A 20253-nucleotide genomic window follows, 5' to 3' on the forward strand; every position below is an offset into this window, starting at 1 on the left:
TCGTTGACCGGAACTTAATAAGTAGCCCCCACTTCAACAAAAGTATTCTTGCTGTGATACCTTGGACGTTCGGGAACAGCCATGCAACAAGTTGAGCCAAGGTAGAACAGCGCTAATTCATCCAGTTTTTCAATGCCACTCCCAATAGAGATCGTATCTGGAAGTTTTATTGTCCCAACGGCAGGACCTCCAACAATAGATAAATGCCAAATTCGACCTTTACTATCTGTAATATCAATGTTGTAGCGTTCATTTGTAAATGCCGGTAATGATGGATCTTGTTTATAAATCCAGGGTCTTAGCACTATAAGGTCACCCGGTATGTGTTGTATTCTCGTGATAATTCCTTTTACCGGAGCATGAATCCGATGGTAGTTTTTGTTATGTAAAAAAATATTTGAAAAACAATAGTCGTCAGGAATACTTCCCCTGGAAAGGCCAAAAATTGTTTCAATAAACCGTTCGTCGCTTTTGACTTTAGTTGTACCCATATCCCGGACAAAGCCCTCATCACAAAGCAATCCTTCACATGGCCATATCCACATACTTCTGTTTTCAGGAAGGGTTTTGAACCTGCGAATAAAAAAATCCTGAAAACTTTCAAAAGTATTTTTTCCTTCAGGGGGTTGAAATTTATCGAGATAACACGAATCCGCGTAATAAAACCTTACATAAGGAGCGATGAAATGTTTGGTAAACGGTTTATTGTAAAGCTTAGCGTAAAATGACGATATTCTGCGTTGCAATTTACCCGGAAGTGCACCCCATAAACTAACGGACATAAACTTATATAAATTAGCCCGCCACTGAGGGATCTTAAATACCGTAAAATATGGATCCGAATTATGATAGGCTATTCCCCGGGCCTCCATGATGGTCTAGATGTAATTTTCGAAATCTGTGTGACTTTTCTTCAGGGAATTACATTCCGACTTTCTCTCGATTTGAATATGGGTCTCATGAATTCCGGCCTGCTTATCCGATTCGGAAGGAGGTTCGTCAATATAATTGGAGAAAAAAGAAACAAGAAGGGCAACGAAGTATTTACTGATTGTTTGCATGTTGAAAATTGTTTAGGTACCTAAATCTATCCAATTTAAAACCGCTGTAGAAAGCAATTAAGAAAACTTTATTGTTAGCTTAACATTATTTATAAGTCTTAGCTAATTATTTGTTAATAAGACTAGTCTGATTAGTTAAGCTTCCATAAGTGACTAATCCCCTAGAGATGCGGCATATGCCTGAACCTCGTCCAGTACCCTAAGTAAATTGCCTCCCCATAGTTTATCAATTTCGGATTCGGAATACCCTCTTTGCACCAATTCCAAGGTAACATTGTATGTTTCGGAAGCATCTGCCCACCCTTTGATACCACCACCTCCATCAAAGTCCGAGCTGATACCTACATGGTCAATTCCAATCAAATCAACCATATAATCAATATGATCTACGAAGTCAGCAACGTCCACTTCAGGTGGGACGTCGTTTCTATCGGCTACCATTTCTTTTGCTAATTCATAGACTTTACCGGAATTCTCAAGATAATCCTCAATTTGTTTCTCGGAGAGTTTCCCTAGCTGCGATCTTTCAACCCACATTATTCCAAGTGAATCTGCAATGTCCTCATAGATCTTTTTCATATAGGCCTCCCTATTCTCATGTTTGGATGTATTCAAATAGGCGTCCAGGGCCACGGTTTGTACTACACCACCATTTTCTTTTAATAATTTCAATTGCTCATCATCCAAATTTCTGCTATGATCGCATAGTGCACGGGCAGAAGAATGAGATGCTATTACGGGGGCTTTGGAAAGGGATAATATTTGTAGCATAGATTCTCTGGAAACATGAGATATGTCAACCATAATACCCAGTCTATTCATCTCATATACAGCTTTTTTACCTAGATTACTTAAACCATTATTTAACCAAATATTATCCTTTTCTCCGGTATGTGAATCACAAAACTGACTATGACCATTATGGGCCAGAGAGATATACCTTGCACCCAGTTTATGATACGCCTCAAACTGTGTCAAATCTTCTCCGATAGGAAAGGCATTTTCAACGCCAATCATTGCAACTTTCTTGCCTGATTCAATTATGCTCCTTACTTCCTTTGAAGTTCTGGCTAGTTTAATTTCATTTGGTGCCAAAGAATCACACAAACGATGAATGGCATTAAATTTTGCCATTGCATTCAATTTTGCCTTATCATAACCTTCCTGGTTTAAAGAATCCTGACCGGTAAAAACGATTAACCAGGCAACATCCAATCCACCGGCCTTCATTTTCGGCAAATTTAATTGTGTATCCAGATTCTGAGTATAATTTATGCTGTCTGTAAAGTTCTTCACATTGATATCATCATGTGTATCAATTGTAATTACATTTTCATGGATTTGTCTGGCCTTTGATTCCATATTTGGTCTGCTTGTTTTATTAGATTCACCACATCCGAATAGGGTTATAAGACCAATAAAGCCGATAAGATGCCTCATATGTAAGATTTTATACCTACAAATAAAGCAATTTGACAACATAAAACGAACCCTAGATAACATTTAATTGCATATGCCTCTTGAAAGGGGGACTTTTAGGCATGTTGAAGTTAATAGAAAAGGAGTTCGAAAATCCTTTGGATAGTACCATCATTTTCAACTTCAAAATAGATAATAACCACTAAAAGTACCCCTTGAAACCAAAAAACCTACTTTCCCAATTGTCGGAACTTGAGGCTAATCTTACCAATTTTTCATTTGAAGAATTGTCAACAGAGGATGCCACACGCCTAAAAAAATCGTTCGAAACTTTCAAAACCCATCTCGAAAAAAGGATTTGGGGAGAAAAGATCCCTATTGAAACAGATACAGACGAAGAGTCTAAAACGGAACAGTTACAAAAGACGCAGGAAATGCTCATAGCAACTGTTAGCCATGAAATAAGAACCCCTTTGAGCGGAATCATTGGTTTTGCAGATCTTTTGAAGGAGAGTGCGCTTTCCGATGATCAAATGGACCAAGTAAACGCTATTCAATCAGCTTCAAATTCTCTGATGGACATCATCAATGAACTTTTGGAATATTCCAAACTTGCTGCAGGTTTAGAGAATTTTGAAATGGTACAGTTTAATTTTTTCAGTATCGTCAAAGATGTAGTTTATCTCTGTAATACCCTGATGCTGGGTAAAGATGTGAAACTTGAAGTAGATATTGATAGTGCTATCCCTGAGAACCTGGTCGGTGATCCTTCGAAACTATCACAGATATTATTAAACCTGCTGGGTAACTCTATAAAATTTGTTGAGCAGGGGGAAATTTTACTTCGAATCAAAAAAATTCAACTGGAGAAGGAAACAGTACTGATGGAATTTACAGTTACCGATACCGGGATTGGAATTTCCAAAGAAGATTTAAAACATATTTTTGGATCGTTTAAGCAAGCAAATCAGCAAACTTTTTCCAAATATGGAGGTGCCGGACTTGGTCTGAATATCGTAAAGCAGATTGTTGAGAAATTAAATGGTGATATTCATGTTGAAAGCACTGTTGGAGAAGGAACGACATTTAAATTTACCTTACCCTATGTGATCGCTGAATCTGCAGGTTTATCTGCCTCTGAACCGGGTGAAATCTCCGAAGAGCAAGTAAAAGGGATGCGGATTCTGGTTTTTGAAGATAACCCCTTAAATCAAAGGCTTATTGAGCGACGCTTAAATTCCTGGGGCTGTAAAACCTATATCACTGAAAATCCTATCTACGGCCTTAACTTGCTTAAGAGTACCCCAATTGATCTGGTACTTATGGATTTGAGAATGCCCATAATGAGCGGTTTTGAAGTTACTCAGAAAATTCGAAGCAACACTAAGAAAACTATTAGGGAGATCCCAATAATAGCACTCACGGCAGACTTTACGATAGATGACAGGAATGAATGTGAGAATAATCAGATAAATGACTTCATCCTAAAACCGTTTACGCCGGAAGAACTCCTTTCCAAATTGGTTAAGCATGGGAACAGGTTAAATACCAATTTCAAATTAAACTCCTCATCATTGGATAACGGGGGTGATAAGACAAGTGCTAATTCTGATTTTGACCTCGAATCTGTTTTGGAGGACTGTTTGGGCGAATTAGAGTTGTTGGAGGAACTGATAGTGCTTTATAAAAGAAATGCACTTGAATTTATTGGCAATGTTAAAATGAATCTTCAGGAAGGTAATTCAGAAGGCGTAGCATTTGCTTCGCATAAAATAAAAGCGGGATTAAAAATGATGAAGACGATGGAACTTTTTTCCATTGTTGAACAATTAAATACCACAGCTAAGACTACCAGGGATGAAAGGCATATGCAATATTTGCTGGATAGATTTGTTCAGGAATACCCAAAAGCTGAAAGGTTGATTGATGAAGAATTTTTACGGATGAATAAAAATAAGAACGAATAAAATGGTGCGCAAGAATCTACTACTGGCAGAAGACGATGAATTACTGGCTTCCTTATTGGATTATAGACTTCAAAAAGGAGGTTATAATGTACATGTGGCCCATGATGGGAGGGATGTAAAGGAGTACCTTAAAACGGCAACCCCAGATATAATCGTTAGTGATATAATGATGCCTTATTTTTCGGGAATAGAATTGATAGATCACGTAAGAAACGACCTGAATTCAAAGATTCCGATAATTATTATTTCATCTGCCGGAAACGAGGAAAATGTACTCAGTGCATTTGAACTGGGAGCCAATGATTTTATTTCCAAACCGGTTAGCCCTTCAGAACTTTTAGTAAGAGTGGGGCGGGAGTTAAACAAGCCATAATTTGTGAAATTACTCATACTGACATATAACATCAGGATGCTGCTAAGCGTGCCAAAGATCCATACGGATCTTTTGTGGGTTTTAACAATGGTGTTTTCAGGTCTGGGTATCTTATATTTTTTCTTTGTTTTTATATTGAGAAATCGCATTTCGGCCAAGGCTTCGAAGATCGCCAGCAAAAAAAAGATCCTGGGACCTATGATCAGTAATTTCCTCTTCTTTGAAACTGATTCATCTAAAGAAGAAAAAAGTGAATATATAAAGCTAAAAATTGAAATTCGTGAACTTCTCAAAGAACCTTTTAACAGAGCTGTGCTGGCTGAAATCCTATTGGATCTTCAAAAAGACGTTTCAGGAGATGCCAGAAAACGCCTGTTTAAAATTTATCAGGACCTGGATTTGCATTTAGATGCGTTTGAAAAGTTAAAAAGCTGGCGGTGGGAGGTTGTATCCAAAGGAATATTGGAATTAACACAAATGCAAGTTTCTACGGCTTATGGATTCATTAAAAAATTTATCAATCACAAAAAAGGAGTAATTCGTAAACAAGCGCAAATAGCTACCGTTTCCCTGAAGCATGAGGGTATTGGTTATTTTCTGGATACTGCAAGATTCCAAATTTCAGAATGGCAGCAATTGAAGTTACTGGAAGTGCTCCGGAATATAGAAGATTTTGACCCGCCCAGGTTTAAAGCCTGGTTGACTTCCAAGAATAAAGACGTTGTTTTATTTGCACTTCGTCTTATCAAATATTATAACCAAAACGATGCTGATGCCGCGCTTGTGGAGTTAGTTAAACATAAAAATGACCAGGTAAGGTCTGAAGCTATTCAATGTGTCAAAGAATTCAATGTATATGAAGCCCTTGACGTCATGAAGGCGGTCTTTAGAAAAAGTAAGGTCGAAACTAAAATTCAGATTTTAGATACCATGGCCTCTTTGGGTAAAGATGAGGATCTGGTCTTTCTGGAGCGTATAGCCAGGAAGTCGTCAAACTTCTTGGTAAAGAGTAAGGCGATTAGCACAATCAACGAAATTGCACCAGGAACTTTTCTTCCCACCGAAGGAATTGATAAAAAGATTCCTACCCAAAATTTTAAAAATAATGTAGAAAGCAGCTCTACACAATTACCAGAAGTTATGGATGATAATGAATCTCAACAGGAGGCCAATGCCCCGGCATCAGGAAAAAACGAAGAATCTTTGGAATTCGAGGATTATTTAAATGCTGATCAGGAAAATGAAATAATATTTGACCTATGCTTTATGGAAGAATTGCAGGACATACTTGATGAGTATGATGAATCTGAAGAAGAAGTAAATGTTTTGCCTCTGGATTTTCTGCCAGTAGTATCAGAAGGTGAAGAAATTGACCCCGATACCGGTGCGCACATAGAAAATGAAGAAAATGAAGCAGAAGATGAAGAGAAATTCAGAAAAGAACTAGAGACGATTCTGGCTACAATAAAATCTCCTGAAGAAGATGTGCCAGCAGATCCCGTGGAAACCGAATTGGGATTTATACCTATCGTGGTCGAAACAGAGGTTGAAGAACAATCAGAAAATCCTATCGAGAGCTCTGATGAAGCCATTTTGTTGATTGAAGTGAATGAAATGGAAGTGGTGGAAGCAGAAGAGATATCGAATCTGTATAGCGGAAATCGGGAAACGCTTATAATACCTGAACCGGAATTAGAAGGTTATGAAACTAAAAACCAAAATTCGATAGACTGGAAGGCGTTTACCACCGATTCCGGATTTGCCTTTAATGCAGAATACCCCACTACATATGGCGAAAAAATCAGCAATGAAGATAAGGATGACGGAATTAATGAAAACAGCAGTCCTGATATTGAATTTAAGGGGTTTAGCATATTTCAAGAGTTGTTCAGAAGTTGTGATACAGAATCAAAATTAATTTTATTGGATGAGATATTGGCCGTAGGGGATGAGAAAGAAGTCCATTTTTTAAAAACTCTTAGCAACGATAGTAACAAGAAAGTAAGGGCTAAAGCAGAGGTCATATTAAAAGAACTACTTGAGGTTTTGGCACCTGAGGAAGAAATAGAGACTAATGATTTTATAAAGGACACAGAAAATACACCTTTTATTGAAGAGGAGAAAATCCTGATATGTCCGGAGAAATCAAGAAATGATTCCGATTTGAGCCAGGAGATTGATACTATGAAGCCATTGGAGCATTGCTTCTTAGAAGTTGGAGATCATAAAGATGATGAGGATCTTCTTTTTGAGTTGGATTTTGAACCGGTAGATTCTTCTTTGGAGGAGTTACAAGAAAATTCAAATCCAAATGAAGCTGTTGTTCAGGAACAGGTAAAAAAGGAAGAGAAGCTCTTTGATACGCTAATTAGAAATATAAAATTATTTCCTCAGAAATTGAAGGGAAAGACCAATGGATAGTGGTTTATTTAACATATTAATAGAATATTTAAACATTGTTTTTCTATTGTTTACAGTGGTACTATTCACTTTGTTTAGTATCATGGGATATTTGTCTACACGAAATTCTATCCATTATAAGAACAAAAATAGTTTCGTTGATTTGTCCAAGGTAATGGCTTCTCCATTAGCACCCAGCCTTGCAGTATGTTAATTATGAGGTTATGGTGGTAAACGATGGAAGTAAGGATGACACTTTACAGAAAATGATTGATGCTTATGACCTTGAAAAAGTGGAACGTGAAATAGACCCGGACTTGCGATCCAAACCCATAAGGGGCATTTATAAATCAAAGCAGCGTTCTTTTTCCAAGCTAACCGTGATAGATAAAGAAAATGGGGGGAAATCTGATGCTTTAAATACGGGTATACATCTATCTCGAAGTCAATATGTTGGATGTATTGATGTGGATTGCCTTTTAATACCCGACGCACTCTTACATGTGGTGAAATCGTTCTTTCAAAGAACCCAAAAAAGGGTAATTGCAGTTGGTGGAGTAATTAGGGTCGCTAATTCCTGCAAAATTGCAGGTGGGACACTCGAAGAGATAAGATTACCCAAAAATTGGTTAGCCCGGTTTCAATTGTTGGAATATACCCGTTCATTCCTCTTGGGACGAATGGCATGGGGTCGAATAGACAGTCTTTTAATCATCTCCGGAGCTTTTGGTTTCTTCGATCGTGAAATTGCGCTGGAGGTAGGGGGCTATGATACAAATACCGTAGGTGAAGATATGGAGATTGTGTTTAGAATGAGACGTTATATGCACGAACGAAAACTTCCATATACCATCGAATACATACCGGATCCCTTATGCTGGACGGAAGTTCCGGAGACTACCAAGATCCTTGTAAATCAACGGGACCGCTGGGCCAGAGGTAACCTGGAAACCTTGTTTACACATAAGGATATGTTCTTTAACCCGAAATTTGGCCGACTTGGTATGCTAAGCTATCCATATTGGTTTTTTTACGAATGGCTGGCACCTATTCTGGAATTTGTTGGCTTTTTCTCGATACTTATATTTTACTATATGGGGATCCTGAATCTTGAATTTTTTGTAGCAATTACACTGACGGTCTACGCATTTTCTATAATGTTTTCCTTCTATGCCATCTTATGGGACGTATTCTCATATAATCAATATACCAAAACAAAGGACATATTAATCCTCATGTTCTGTGCTATAATTGAACCGGTAACATTTCACCCTCTGGTAGTCATATCCGCAATTCGCGGGAATTATAAAAAATTATTTAATGTAAAATCCGGCTGGGGCTCACAAGTACGCAAAGGTTTTGCAAAGACATAATAGTATGAACGAAGTAACCTCTACATCTAAAAATGCCCGGCGAAGGACTTTACAGGACTTTATTCGCCTTATCCTGGCGTTTTTTCTGTGTTTGGTAATTTTATCAATCTATCAAAATATACGATTGTACTCCGCGGGAGTTCTCGACGGTGTTTTTACAAAGAGTCTCTTGCTCTTAGTTGTCCATCATATAGGGTTTACAGCTATTATTGGCCTGTTCATGGCTTTTATCTATAATTATTTGGAAGAAAGAAAAGCCGTTTTAGGGTTTAGGGTTTCAAGTATACTCTTCTTCTTAATTTTGATTATTGAGGGCCTTTTAATAGAATTCTATATAACAAATTATGAAATACTCGGTGCCGGATTATTAGAAGTCTATAACAGCAGGATATCGGCTACTTCTTTATTACTTTCCATAGTAGTCTTAATCCCTGTGATGATGGTATTACTGTACTTTTTTTACAAAATAACAGCAAGGGTTTATAAAACTATCAGCAGAATGTTTCCCTTGACTATCATCTTGTTTAGTTTATTTCTGGCCACTTTAACTTCGGATAAGAAACCGGTAAATGAAAACAAATTACAATATTTGGCCTATAGCGTTGCAGACGAAGTATTTGATTTTAACAGGTACGAAGGTGAAGAAGAATACCCACTCTTACATCCCGCGGATTTGGATGAGCAGTTAGTCGCCCATTTTAATTTGAAGGAAGAAGAACCGAATCTGGTATTCATTATGGTGGAAGGCCTGGGTTCGGACTTTGTAGGAGACAGATCCATATATCGTGGTTTCACACCATTTTTAGATTCCCTACAAAATAAATCCTTGTATTGGAACAATTACCTTAGTAATGCAGGAGAAAGTTATGCCGCTTTGCCAAGCCTGCTGGGTGCTTTACCATTTGGGAAAAATGGCTTTACCAACGTGGCGGATTCTCCGAACAGACAGACAATATATGGCATCCTTAAAAAGAACAATTATACTACTTCATTTAATTATGGTGGAAATAGCGCCTTACATCATTTAGACAAATTTTTATTTGAGGAAAGGGTAGATTTCATATTAGACAGCAAAGGATTTGGAGATAAATACCTGAAACAGAATGAGGATGCAGCGGGTATATCGCTGGGCTACCCTGACAAAGAGTTATTTCTAAAATGGCAAAATGACCTGTTCAGGACCAGGAAACCAAGATTTGACGTCTTCTTTACCCTAAGCTCTAAAAAGCCCTATCTAATACCAAATCAGGAAGAATATTTACTCAAGGTAGAAGAAATCCTTTCTGATGAAAAAATGGAATCGCGACCTTTAAAATTGGTAAAGAAGAACAAAGAAATATTCGCGAGTATTTTATATGCGGATGATGCATTAAAATCTTTTTTCTCATCTTATACCGGTAATCCGGAGTACGATAATACCATTTTCGTTATTACGGGCAGTCACAACTTAACAGATCTTCCTCATACCAACAATCTGGATAGATACAGGGTGCCTTTATTTATTCACAGCCCTTTATTAAAACGCCCTGCAAAAATAGTTTCTCTGGCATCACATTCGGATGTGGTACCTTCTATCCTGGGGCTATTGAAATCGCAATACGGCATAAATATCCCAACTGAAGTAGCATGGCTGGGAAAAGGACTGATTCATGAAGGCGTATTTGAAGCTAACAAGAAAATTCCTCTTTTCAGGCATAATAATAGTCTGCAGGACTATGTTTACGGCAATCATTTTATTTCAGATGGTGACTTTTTCAGGCTTGGCAAAACACTGGAATTAAAAGATTCCGATCGAATAGACAAAAAACCGGAAATTAAAACTCATCATAAGTATTTCAAGGCAGTCAATAAATATGTCATGGCCAATGATAAACTTATTCCATCCTCATTGAGCTTATTTGCGCAACTTAAAAGTGACCCTACAAAGGAAGAAATGGTGTGGATAAATAGTGTGTTTAACGGGAGTGACTATGACAATGCCTACAATACAGCAAAAGAACTTGCTTTTAATGGTGAAAGGGAGCGCGCACTTCTTTTATGCGGATATATTTTATCCCAGGTACCCGGGCATGCCGATACGGAAATACTGATGGGTAGAATATATGCCTGGGATGGGCGTTATGATATAGCGATAGAAGTTCTTGAAGGCGCTATCCAAAAATACCCGATCTATGCCGATGGTTATGCCGCTTTACTGGATGTTTTTTTCTGGTCGGATAATAATGAAAGAGCATTGTCTTTGAAACAAACGATTGAAAGGAACGATATTCAAAATACGGAAATCCAAAACAAAATAGAGCGGGCTATACGGAAAATTAAGGAAGATAATGAGTTAGAGAAAAATCAAGAAGAATTGCAAAAGACAATAAATGAATCACCTGTAATCTCAGCCAGAAACTAATGTTGTATAAAATATTTTATTCGATGCTGTTTCTCCTGTTTTTCCTTCAAAACGGAAAGGCCCAGGAATTAGCATATCATGGCAATCCGGATGAGTCCTTTTATACCGCAAGGGACCTGGCTTTTGAGGGCGATTATGGTACTGCAAGGGATACACTGCAGCATATACTTTCCAAATATCCTGATTATTCAGATGTCAGGAATCTATTGGCTAAAACGTACAGTTGGGATGGTAACCACAATGAGGCACGTAAACACTTTAATAAAATCACTTCCACGGAAAGAACAAATAAAGAAGCATGGATAGCAGCAATAAAAAATGAAATCTATGCAGATAACCATAACATTGCCCTTGGACTGACCAACAAAGCCTTAATATATATTGAAGATGATGCTGATTTAAAGGTATTGGGGGAGGAAATAAAAAATGATATTTTCAAGAAACAAAAGGCCCTGGATGCAAATGCAGAAGAGAAAAATAAGGAATCTGATGCCAAAAACTATAAAAACAGAATAGGAATAATAAGTTCAGTTGATGCATTTGACATCGTATACGACCCAATGATCTATTCCAGCGCTGAATATATTAGGGAGACTAAAATTGGTAGAATAATCCCAAGGATAAATTATGCCAATAGGTTTAACACCAATGGTCTGCAGTATGAGATGGATTTTTATCCACGGTTCTCAAAAACGTTCTATGCCTATACCAATTATGGGTATTCTAATTCACAAATTTTTCCAAATCATAGGGCAGGGGCCGAATTATACGCCAATCTTCCCAAAGCTATTGAAGTATCTGGCGGTATTCGCTATCTGGATTTTGTAACCAGCCAGGCCATCATTTATACAGGTTCTTTTGGCCTTTATAAGGGTAATTATTATTTCTCATTAAGGCCTTATCTTACCCCAAGACCGGACGGCCCTATAGGATTTTCCGGGAGTTTGTTAGCACGAAAATATTATGCGGACAGGGAAAATTATTTTGGCATTAACCTTATTATGGGATATTCCCCGGAAATAAAGCAACTTATTTCCAATAGTGATGTCGTCCTGGCCGAGACTTTGTTATTTGTAGAATCGCAGCAATTACTATTTGAATATCAGTTTACGGGTAAAAGTTTAACGAACAGTTACAGAGCCAGTCTGGGCCTTACTCGACAGGAATTGGTCTTTGATCCCGGAGAATTCTTTTACGCGCTTTCGGCCGGATTCAGGTATCATACAAAATTCTAAAATCCAACTTGACCTCAGTAATTTATCAATTGACAACAAAAAGGACTTGCTTCACCACATTTAATTGGTTGAACAAGGTGTATTTTCTATGTTTACTCTATGATTATTGATACCCAAATCTCAATAATGTAAAAACCAATCTTACCATGTTATACGACACCTACGGGGAGGAGTATTTAAATTTCCTCCAAGATTTGAATGAAATTTTAAGTTTAAACGAATTAGCCGAATTGGACTATTTATATTAATGAAATTCTGATGGATTTTAATATCCACAAATTAAACTGTTCTTAAGTGTTTTATTTTATAGATTGTTATTAAAAAGCCCGCTAGAAGCGGGCTTTTTTATGGGTTTAACCTAGGTAAGTCTTAAGAAGCTTACTTCTTGAATTGTGACGCAATTTGCGAATTGCTTTTTCTCTTATTTGCCTAACACGCTCTCTTGTAAGGTCAAATGTTTGTCCAATTTCTGCAAGGGTCATGGATTGTTGGTCTCCAATGCCGTAATAAAGTTTAACAACATCTGCTTCCCTTGGGGATAAAGTTTCCAGAGCCCTGTTTATTTCTGTATTCAGGGATTGTTGCATCAGGTCTTTATCCGGTCTGGGAGATTCACCAGATCGCATTACATCATATAAATTGGAATCCTCACCTTCTTTCAGTGGTGCGTCCATAGAAACATGTCTTCCGGAATTTTTTATGGACTGCTTAACTTCACTCACACTCATTTCCAATTCCTTTGCAATTTCTTCTGCAGAAGGGGGTCTTTCATGAGCTTGTTCTAAATAAGAAAAGGTCTTTTTTATCTTGTTAATTGATCCAATCTTGTTTAAGGGCAGTCTAACTACTCTTGATTGTTCGGCCAAAGCCTGTAAAATGGACTGCCTAATCCACCATACCGCGTAGGAAATAAACTTAAACCCCCGTGTTTCATCAAATCTTTTGGCCGCTTTCACCAGCCCAACATTGCCTTCATTTATTAAGTCGGGAAGTTTTAATCCCTGATTTTGGTATTGTTTGGCCACCGAGACGACAAATCTCAAATTGGCATTGGTTAATTTTTCTAGTGCCGCTTGGTCACCAGTCCTTATTTTTTGAGCTAATTCTACTTCTTCATTCGCCGTAATCAGCTCTATTTTACTGATATCCTGCAGGTATTTGTCTAGGGATTTTGATTCTCTGTTTGTAACCTGCTTGATAATCTTAAGTTGCCTCATATATGGTGTCTAAATTTTAAGTTATAATTTCTCAGTATAATGTTTTATTCTGTCTTTTCCAAACTCATTCCACTATTGTTTTACATAAATTATTATTATCCTGCATATCGCTGAAAGGCCTTATTTTTATACTATTTATCTACGTTTTACCTTCATTTTTTATATACAATTGAGTCAACAGTACTATCTTTAATGATTTATTATGAGCAAACGAGCGCTTAAAAAGTATTTAGAAGGTCTCAAAAAACCTGATTTGGAAGAACAAATTATGGATTTATATGAACGTTTCCCTGTCGTGAAACAGTATTATGATTTTGTTTTTAACCCCAAAGAGGACAAATGGGTACAAGAAGCTAAAGTCAAAATTTCCAATGAGTACTTTCCTCTTAAAAGAAAAAAACCAAGAGCAAGAAGATCAGTGGCTCAGAAGTATATCAAGCAGTTTTTAACATTGGGAATGGCACCCCACTTAATTGCTGATGTAATGTTGTATAATCTGGAAATTGCCCAATCATTTTCCAAAGAACGTAATGTGCCAGACTCGTTTTATAAGAGTATGCTCAATTCTTTTACACAACTTGTACAGCACGTTTCAATGCATGAATTACTACCTGAATTCAAAGCAAGGATATTAAAAGTCTATAATACCGTTTTGGAGCAAAAATGGGCGTATTCCGAAGGATTTACCCGAGCACTGGATATTATTGATTGATATAAGGAATTAAACAACAAATGGCTATAGTAATAATAAGACAGGACAATAAATTGGAGGCATGGACGGATTCACTGAGGGCCAAAGCTCCGGATATTCCCATTTTCAGTTATTTGGAAAAGCATCCGAAAGAAGAAATAAAAATGGCAATCGTTTGGAAACAACCTGCAAATAGTCTTAAACAGTATCCCAATCTTGAATGTATATCCTCATTTGGAGCAGGGGTAGATTTTATTTTTGATGACCCCTCAATTCCTCCAAACATACCGGTTACAAGGGTGGTAGACCCAGTTTTGGCAAGTGATATGTCAGAATTTGTTTTAGCCATGATTTTAGCTCATTTTAAAAATTTATTTCATTTTACGGCAGATCAGATAAACGGAGTCTGGCATCCCAGAGAATACAGGAGGATATCTGATGCCACGGTTGGAATTATGGGTATGGGTGCCCTGGGTAGTTTATTGGCGCAGGACCTTGAAAGAAACAGGTTTAAAGTAATTGGATGGGCCTCTTCGCAAAAATCAATATCAGGGGTAAATGTATTTGTAGGGGAAAAAGAAAAAAATACCTTTTTGTCCCTGAGCAATATCCTCATATGCCTTTTACCCTTGACACCCCGGACATCCGGGATCTTAAATGCTGAATTATTTAAAAAATTACCAAAAAATGCGTTTGTAATAAATGTGGCAAGAGGTGGTCATCTGGTGGATGAAGACCTATTGGAATTTATTAATAATGGACATTTGGCCGGTGCCGGATTGGATGTTTTTCATAAGGAGCCCTTGCCCGGTGAACATCCTTTTTGGAAACACCCAAAAATTCATATCACGCCTCATATTGCAAGCGTTTCGGATATAGATTCCGTAATCCCACAATTGCTGGAGAACTATAGAAGACTTGCAGAGGGATTGCCCTTGAATAATACCGTGGATGGAGTTAAAGGATATTAACTTGTAGTTTTCGGCTCTAGAATTTCATTTAAGGATAAAAAACTTATAGTTTTGCAAAATTGGAGTCGCGATAACTCCGATATTTAATAATCCTACAAATTTTCAACGAGATTTAGCCTTTGCAGATACAAACAGATCAAATAGAAAAAAAGCTTTACGATTATCAGTTACAGGATCTGAAAACGATATTTTCCTTTTTGGAAGAAGCGTCAGAAGATGTAAATCTGCTTTATCAATTACCGACCGGGGGCGGTAAGACAGTGGTTTTTTCTGAGATAGCCAAAAGATTTATTGCCAAGACCAAAAAGAAAGTAGTTGTTCTTACCCATAGGATAGAATTAAGTAGCCAGACATCAACAATGCTGTCCGGGTTTGGGGTTAAGAACATGATCATTAATAGTGAGGTAAAAGAGCTTCGCGACCAGGATGAATTCATGTGCTTTGTGGCGATGGTCGAAACCTTGAATAACAGGCTGCAAGAGGAGATGATTGAATTGAATAATGTAGGGCTTGTCATAATTGATGAAGCGCATTACAATTCTTTCAGAAAACTTTTTAAATACTTCGAAAAATCCGTCATACTAGGGGTTACTGCTACACCTTTGAGCTCCAATATTAAACTTCCAATGAAGGATAATTACAGCAAGTTAATAGTTGGGGAATCAATAGAATCACTTATAAAGAAAAAGTTTCTCGCAAAAGCTAATATGTATAGTTATGATGTAAGTCTGCGTTCATTAAAGCTCGGTATAAATGGCGATTATACAGTGAAGTCCTCTGATGAATTATACGGCAATTACAGTATGCTGTCTAAACTATTAGCCGCCTATGAAGAGATAGCCAAAGGGAAAAAAACATTAATTTTTAACAATGGTATCAATACGTCACGATATGTATATGAAACCTTTAAAAAAGCCGGTTATCCCATAAGGCATCTTGACAATAAAAATAGTATTTCCGAACGTAAAGAGATCCTTGAATGGTTTTCTAAAACCAAGGATGCCATATTAACTTCTGTAAGTATTCTTACAACCGGTTTTGATGAACCTACGGTAGAGGCTATTATTTTAAATAGGGCAACAAGATCGCTTACCCTTTATTTTCAAATGATCGGAAGAGGATCTCGAATTCTGCCATGGAAATCCGATTTTACAGTAGTAGATTTAGGAAATAATGCTTCTCGTTTTGGTATGTGGGATGCACCTATAGATTGGCAGGAAATTTTTCACTTCCCAGATTTTTTCCTCGAAAACATTAAGAACGATGAAGATATTGAAAGGGAATTTGTTTATGTCATGCCAGCTGAACTAAGATCTGAATTTAGTAAATCCACGGATATAGAATTTGACGTTAAGGCGGAATATAAACAAGTATTTGCACAGGGCCTGAAATCTAAAACTGTTCTGGAGCGAAGCATTGAGCAGCATGCCCGGATATGCGTCGAAAATAGTTCAGATGTTTTTGATGCGAGAATACTGGCTAAAAAACTTAAAGAAGAGATTTCCTATAGGGTAAGGCAATATTCATATTGCATTATGAATAATACCAAGAATTACAAAGAATGGTTAGAAGAAGACTACGAACGTAAATTACGTTTGAGTATATCACAAAAATTTGCATCAAGAATGTAATTATTTTAAAGGTGTAGCGCCTGTACTTGCCATATATTATCAAAGTTATTTTTATCTGGAATCTTAATACTGTGCCAGAACGTATTTTTCTTGATTAACGAAATAATTATGAACTTAGAGAGAGTTTTGATTCTGGGGCTTAACTGGCCGGAACCTAGGGCCACTGCAGCCGGAACAAGGATGATGCAACTGGTTCATTGGTTTTTGGAAAAGGAATTTCAAATTACATTTGCCAGTACGGCAACTATAAATGATTATTCAGCAAATCTAACTGCTCTTGGAATTGAACAACGTCCGATTAAATTAAATGATCCCGGTTTTGACGAATTTGTTCTCAATTTGAATCCTCAGATAGTTGTTTTTGACCGCTTTGTAATGGAGGAACAGTTTGGTTGGAGAGTATCAGAATGTGTCCCGAAAGCCATACGCATTTTGGATACGGAAGACTTGCATTCATTGAGATCCTACAGGCAAAAAACAGATTTTAAGGATAATGAAACTGATCTCGGAGATTGGCTTGGTTTAGATATTACCAAAAGAGAGCTTGCAAGTATATACCGTTCAGATCTGTCCTTAATAATTTCTGAATTTGAAATTCAACTGTTAAGAGATACCCTTAAGGTAGATCAAAATTTACTTTTCTATCTCCCTTTTATGATGGATAAATTAACTGAAAAAACTTGTCAGAAATGGCTGGCGTTCGATAAGAGACAACACTTTATTTTTGTGGGAAATGGAAAACATGCTCCCAATCTTGATGCCATCTCATGGCTTAACACCACCATTTGGCCCAAAATAAGGGAATCACTTCCGGAATCAGAGTTACATATTTATGGCCCTTATTTGCCTGAAAGAATTCTCAATATGGAAAATTCTAAAACAGGATTTCGAATTAAAGGATGGGTAAATGACCTGGGTTCTGTAATGTCCGAAGCTAAAGTTAACCTTGCGCCCCTTCGTTTTGGTGCCGGGATAAAAGGAAAAATTTTAGATGGTTTTAAAAACGGAACCCCTACTATATCCACTTCAATAGGGATGGAAGGAATTGGAAGAGAAGATCAATCAAAATCGCTTATTCAGGATGATTCCATTGGTTTTACCAATCTTGCTATTGAAATTTACTCAGACCAATTGAAATGGGAAAAAGCCCGGACGCTTGGCAAAAATTTGGTAAATGAATATTTTAGTAAAGAAACCTTTTCGGGGTTGTTAAAGAACAAGATAATTGAACTGGAAAAAAATTTAGACCGGCATAGGGCTTCAAATATTATAGGGACTATTTTATCGCACCATACTTTACAGAGTACCAAATATTTATCTAAATGGATTGAAGCCAAGAATAAGGCTTAAAATGCATTATTTTTAATTCATTAGATGAACACCACACAAAATTAATTCAACATTAGGCCCCCAAGCCTTATCTTTATTGTTCAATTAGAAATACCAGAGAAATGAAAGACATTTGGAAGACCGTCAAGGATTTTGAGGATATCACCTATAAAAAAAGAAATGGGGTTGCGCGTATAGCGTTTAACAGGCCGGATGTAAGAAATGCGTTCAGGCCTAAAACCACGAGTGAACTATATGAGGCCTTCTATGATGCCCAGGAAGACACCTCTATTGGTGTAGTATTACTTTCGGCTGAAGGACCCTCATCCAGGGATGGGGTTTATGCTTTTTGCAGCGGGGGTGATCAAAAATCAAGAGGGCATAAAGGTTATGTTGGTGATGATGGGATGCACAGGCTTAATATACTGGAAGTACAACGACTTATTCGATTTATGCCAAAAGTTGTTATCGCAGTAGTTCCCGGCTGGGCTGTAGGGGGTGGGCATAGTCTGCATGTTGTTTGTGATCTTACCCTTGCAAGTAAAGAGCATGCTATTTTTAAACAAACCGATGCCGATGTAACAAGTTTTGATGGGGGCTATGGGTCCGCTTACCTTGCTAAAATGGTTGGACAGAAAAAAGCACGTGAAATATTCTTTTTAGGAAGAAGTTATACCGCTCAGGCAGCTTATGAAATGGGGATGGTGAATGCTGTAATCCCCCATGAGGAGTTAGAGGACACCGCCTATGATTGGGCTCAGGAGATCTTGGCAAAATCACCTACTTCAATAAAAATGTTAAAGTTTGCAATGAATCTTACGGATGACGGAATGGTTGGTCAGCAGGTTTTTGCAGGAGAAGCAACCAGACTGGCATATATGACCGAGGAAGCAAAAGAAGGCAGAAATGCTTTTTTAGAAAAGAGAAAACCTGATTTTGGTAAGGACAAGTGGATTCCTTAAAATATGCTTTTCCAATAAAAAGACAGGAAAGCTATTATAACTAAAAAGAGCCCTGTCTTTACGATCAGGACTCTTTTACGAGAACACTATATGAAAATGAAAAAATTAACTTCTTGTTAAATACAGTGTAAACATACTGCCAACTTCTCTTAATAAATAATTATTGTTGTGAGCCATCATAGATATGTGGTGAACATATCAATTCCTGATATCAGGCCTTCAAAAGAGTTGAATTTTATTACCTTGACCTTTAATTGAAAACTAGTTAAACGACCACTCTAAAAATCGTAAAGATGTCTAATATAGGATTGATAATTGAAGAAAGAAGCAGGGATATTGGTGATTTCCTGGTAGGTAGGTTAATCCCTTTTCGCAAAAAACGTATGATCGGGCCTTTTATTTTTATAGACCATATGGGACCAACTCAATTAGGACCGGAAAAGTATATGGACGTTGATCAGCACCCGCATATAGGTCTGGCCACGCTCACGTTTATGCTGGAGGGTGAAGTAATGCATGAAGATAGCCTGGGAACCAAACAACCTATTACACCGGGGTCTGTAAACTGGATGGTTGCCGGTAAAGGTGTTTCCCATACCGAACGTACCCCAACTAATCAGAGAAATGGGAGAAGAACAACCGTGCATGGATATCAAATCTGGGTGGCATTACCAAGGGACAAGGAAGATATGGATCCCCAATTTTATCATTTTGGCGTGGATGAAATTCCACATTGGCATGAGGGGAGTACCAGTTTCAAATTAATTGCCGGCAACGGATATGGCCATACTTCTCCTGTTCCCGTATTTTCCCCTTTATTTATGGTAGAAATAAAGACGGTTCAGAATTATATGTTGGATACCTCCAAAAACTTGTTTGGTGAAATTGGAATATGTGTCGTAGAGGGCGCTATCGAAGCATGTGGCAAGGAAATAAAAAAAGGAAATATTCTGGTCTCCAAAGTATCTGATGCTTGTAAAGTATTGGTAAAGGCCGATTCACACCTATTATTATTTGGGGGAGAACCATTAAATGAAGAAAGACATATTTATTGGAATTTTGTTTCACACAGCAAAGATAAAATTGAGGCTGCCAAGCAGGCATGGAATAATAAGACTTTCCCAATGATGGAGAACGACAAAACCTATGTTCCGCTACCACACTAAACACAGCATTTTGCATACTTATTAAGTAAAGGCTATCTTCAAATTATGATCCTACCT

Annotated in this window: 16 protein-coding genes; 12 read left to right on the forward strand and 4 right to left on the reverse strand. The window is 37.5% G+C overall.

Annotation, left to right across the window (positions count from 1 at the left end; all coding sequences use genetic code 11):
* Nucleotides 1–14 precede the first annotated feature (14 nt).
* The 3 genes from Q0X77_RS08365 to Q0X77_RS08375 form a co-directional block, all read right to left on the reverse strand.
* Nucleotides 15–782, reverse strand: coding sequence for a phosphatidylserine decarboxylase (locus tag Q0X77_RS08365; RefSeq protein ID WP_297795850.1), 768 nt, complete (start codon nucleotides 780–782; stop codon nucleotides 15–17).
* A 96-nt stretch (nucleotides 783–878) separates the two neighbouring features.
* Entirely contained in the window at nucleotides 879–1061 is a 183-nt protein-coding gene (locus Q0X77_RS08370; protein WP_297795853.1) for a hypothetical protein, read from the reverse strand.
* Between the two features lie 153 nt (nucleotides 1062–1214).
* The gene (locus Q0X77_RS08375) at nucleotides 1215–2501 is read right to left on the reverse strand and encodes a dipeptidase (RefSeq protein ID WP_297795855.1); all 1287 of its coding nucleotides are present in this window, start codon (nucleotides 2499–2501) and stop codon (nucleotides 1215–1217) included.
* A gap of 194 nt (nucleotides 2502–2695) precedes the next feature.
* Here Q0X77_RS08375 and Q0X77_RS08380 point away from each other — a divergent pair, with 194 nt between their 5' ends.
* The 6 genes from Q0X77_RS08380 (at nucleotide 2696) to Q0X77_RS08405 (ending at nucleotide 12229) form a co-directional block, all read left to right on the forward strand.
* Nucleotides 2696–4447, forward strand: coding sequence for an ATP-binding protein (locus tag Q0X77_RS08380; protein ID WP_297795858.1), 1752 nt, complete (start codon nucleotides 2696–2698; stop codon nucleotides 4445–4447).
* A 1-nt stretch (nucleotide 4448) separates the two neighbouring features.
* A complete protein-coding gene (locus Q0X77_RS08385) occupies nucleotides 4449–4820 on the forward strand; it encodes a response regulator (RefSeq protein WP_297795860.1) in 372 nt (123 codons plus the stop codon).
* A gap of 3 nt (nucleotides 4821–4823) precedes the next feature.
* Complete coding sequence (locus Q0X77_RS08390) at nucleotides 4824–7241, forward strand: HEAT repeat domain-containing protein (protein ID WP_297795863.1); 2418 nt, start codon at nucleotides 4824–4826, stop codon at nucleotides 7239–7241.
* Between the two features lie 203 nt (nucleotides 7242–7444).
* Entirely contained in the window at nucleotides 7445–8593 is a 1149-nt protein-coding gene (locus tag Q0X77_RS08395) for a glycosyltransferase family 2 protein (RefSeq protein ID WP_297795865.1), read from the forward strand.
* Nucleotides 8594–8597: 4 nt separating this feature from the next.
* Nucleotides 8598–10994, forward strand: coding sequence for an LTA synthase family protein (locus Q0X77_RS08400; RefSeq protein ID WP_297795868.1), 2397 nt, complete (start codon nucleotides 8598–8600; stop codon nucleotides 10992–10994).
* A gap of 23 nt (nucleotides 10995–11017) precedes the next feature.
* On the forward strand, nucleotides 11018–12229 hold the full coding sequence (locus Q0X77_RS08405; RefSeq protein WP_297795871.1) for a YaiO family outer membrane beta-barrel protein: 1212 nt from the start codon (nucleotides 11018–11020) through the stop codon (nucleotides 12227–12229).
* Nucleotides 12230–12582: 353 nt separating this feature from the next.
* Here the strand turns inward: Q0X77_RS08405 and Q0X77_RS08410 are convergent, their stop codons facing one another.
* A complete protein-coding gene (locus Q0X77_RS08410) occupies nucleotides 12583–13446 on the reverse strand; it encodes an RNA polymerase sigma factor RpoD/SigA (RefSeq protein WP_297795873.1) in 864 nt (287 codons plus the stop codon).
* Between the two features lie 202 nt (nucleotides 13447–13648).
* On the opposite strand from Q0X77_RS08410, the gene Q0X77_RS08415 reads away from it, so the two are divergent.
* From Q0X77_RS08415 to Q0X77_RS08440, 6 genes are all read left to right on the forward strand, one after another.
* Nucleotides 13649–14158, forward strand: a complete 510-nt coding sequence (locus tag Q0X77_RS08415; RefSeq protein WP_297795876.1) for a DUF6155 family protein — start codon at nucleotides 13649–13651, stop codon at nucleotides 14156–14158.
* Between the two features lie 20 nt (nucleotides 14159–14178).
* Complete coding sequence (locus Q0X77_RS08420) at nucleotides 14179–15108, forward strand: glyoxylate/hydroxypyruvate reductase A (RefSeq protein ID WP_297795879.1); 930 nt, start codon at nucleotides 14179–14181, stop codon at nucleotides 15106–15108.
* A gap of 119 nt (nucleotides 15109–15227) precedes the next feature.
* On the forward strand, nucleotides 15228–16739 hold the full coding sequence (locus Q0X77_RS08425) for a DEAD/DEAH box helicase family protein (protein ID WP_297795882.1): 1512 nt from the start codon (nucleotides 15228–15230) through the stop codon (nucleotides 16737–16739).
* Nucleotides 16740–16847: 108 nt separating this feature from the next.
* Complete coding sequence (locus tag Q0X77_RS08430; protein WP_297795885.1) at nucleotides 16848–18089, forward strand: glycosyltransferase family 4 protein; 1242 nt, start codon at nucleotides 16848–16850, stop codon at nucleotides 18087–18089.
* Nucleotides 18090–18190: 101 nt separating this feature from the next.
* On the forward strand, nucleotides 18191–19030 hold the full coding sequence (locus Q0X77_RS08435) for a 1,4-dihydroxy-2-naphthoyl-CoA synthase (protein ID WP_297795888.1): 840 nt from the start codon (nucleotides 18191–18193) through the stop codon (nucleotides 19028–19030).
* Between the two features lie 293 nt (nucleotides 19031–19323).
* Nucleotides 19324–20196: a pirin family protein gene (locus Q0X77_RS08440; RefSeq protein WP_297795891.1), complete on the forward strand. Its 873-nt coding sequence runs from the start codon at nucleotides 19324–19326 to the stop codon at nucleotides 20194–20196.
* Nucleotides 20197–20253 lie beyond the last annotated feature (57 nt).

The sequence above is a fragment of the uncultured Eudoraea sp. genome (assembly GCF_947258925.1).
Classification (GTDB): Bacteria; Bacteroidota; Bacteroidia; order Flavobacteriales; family Flavobacteriaceae; genus Eudoraea.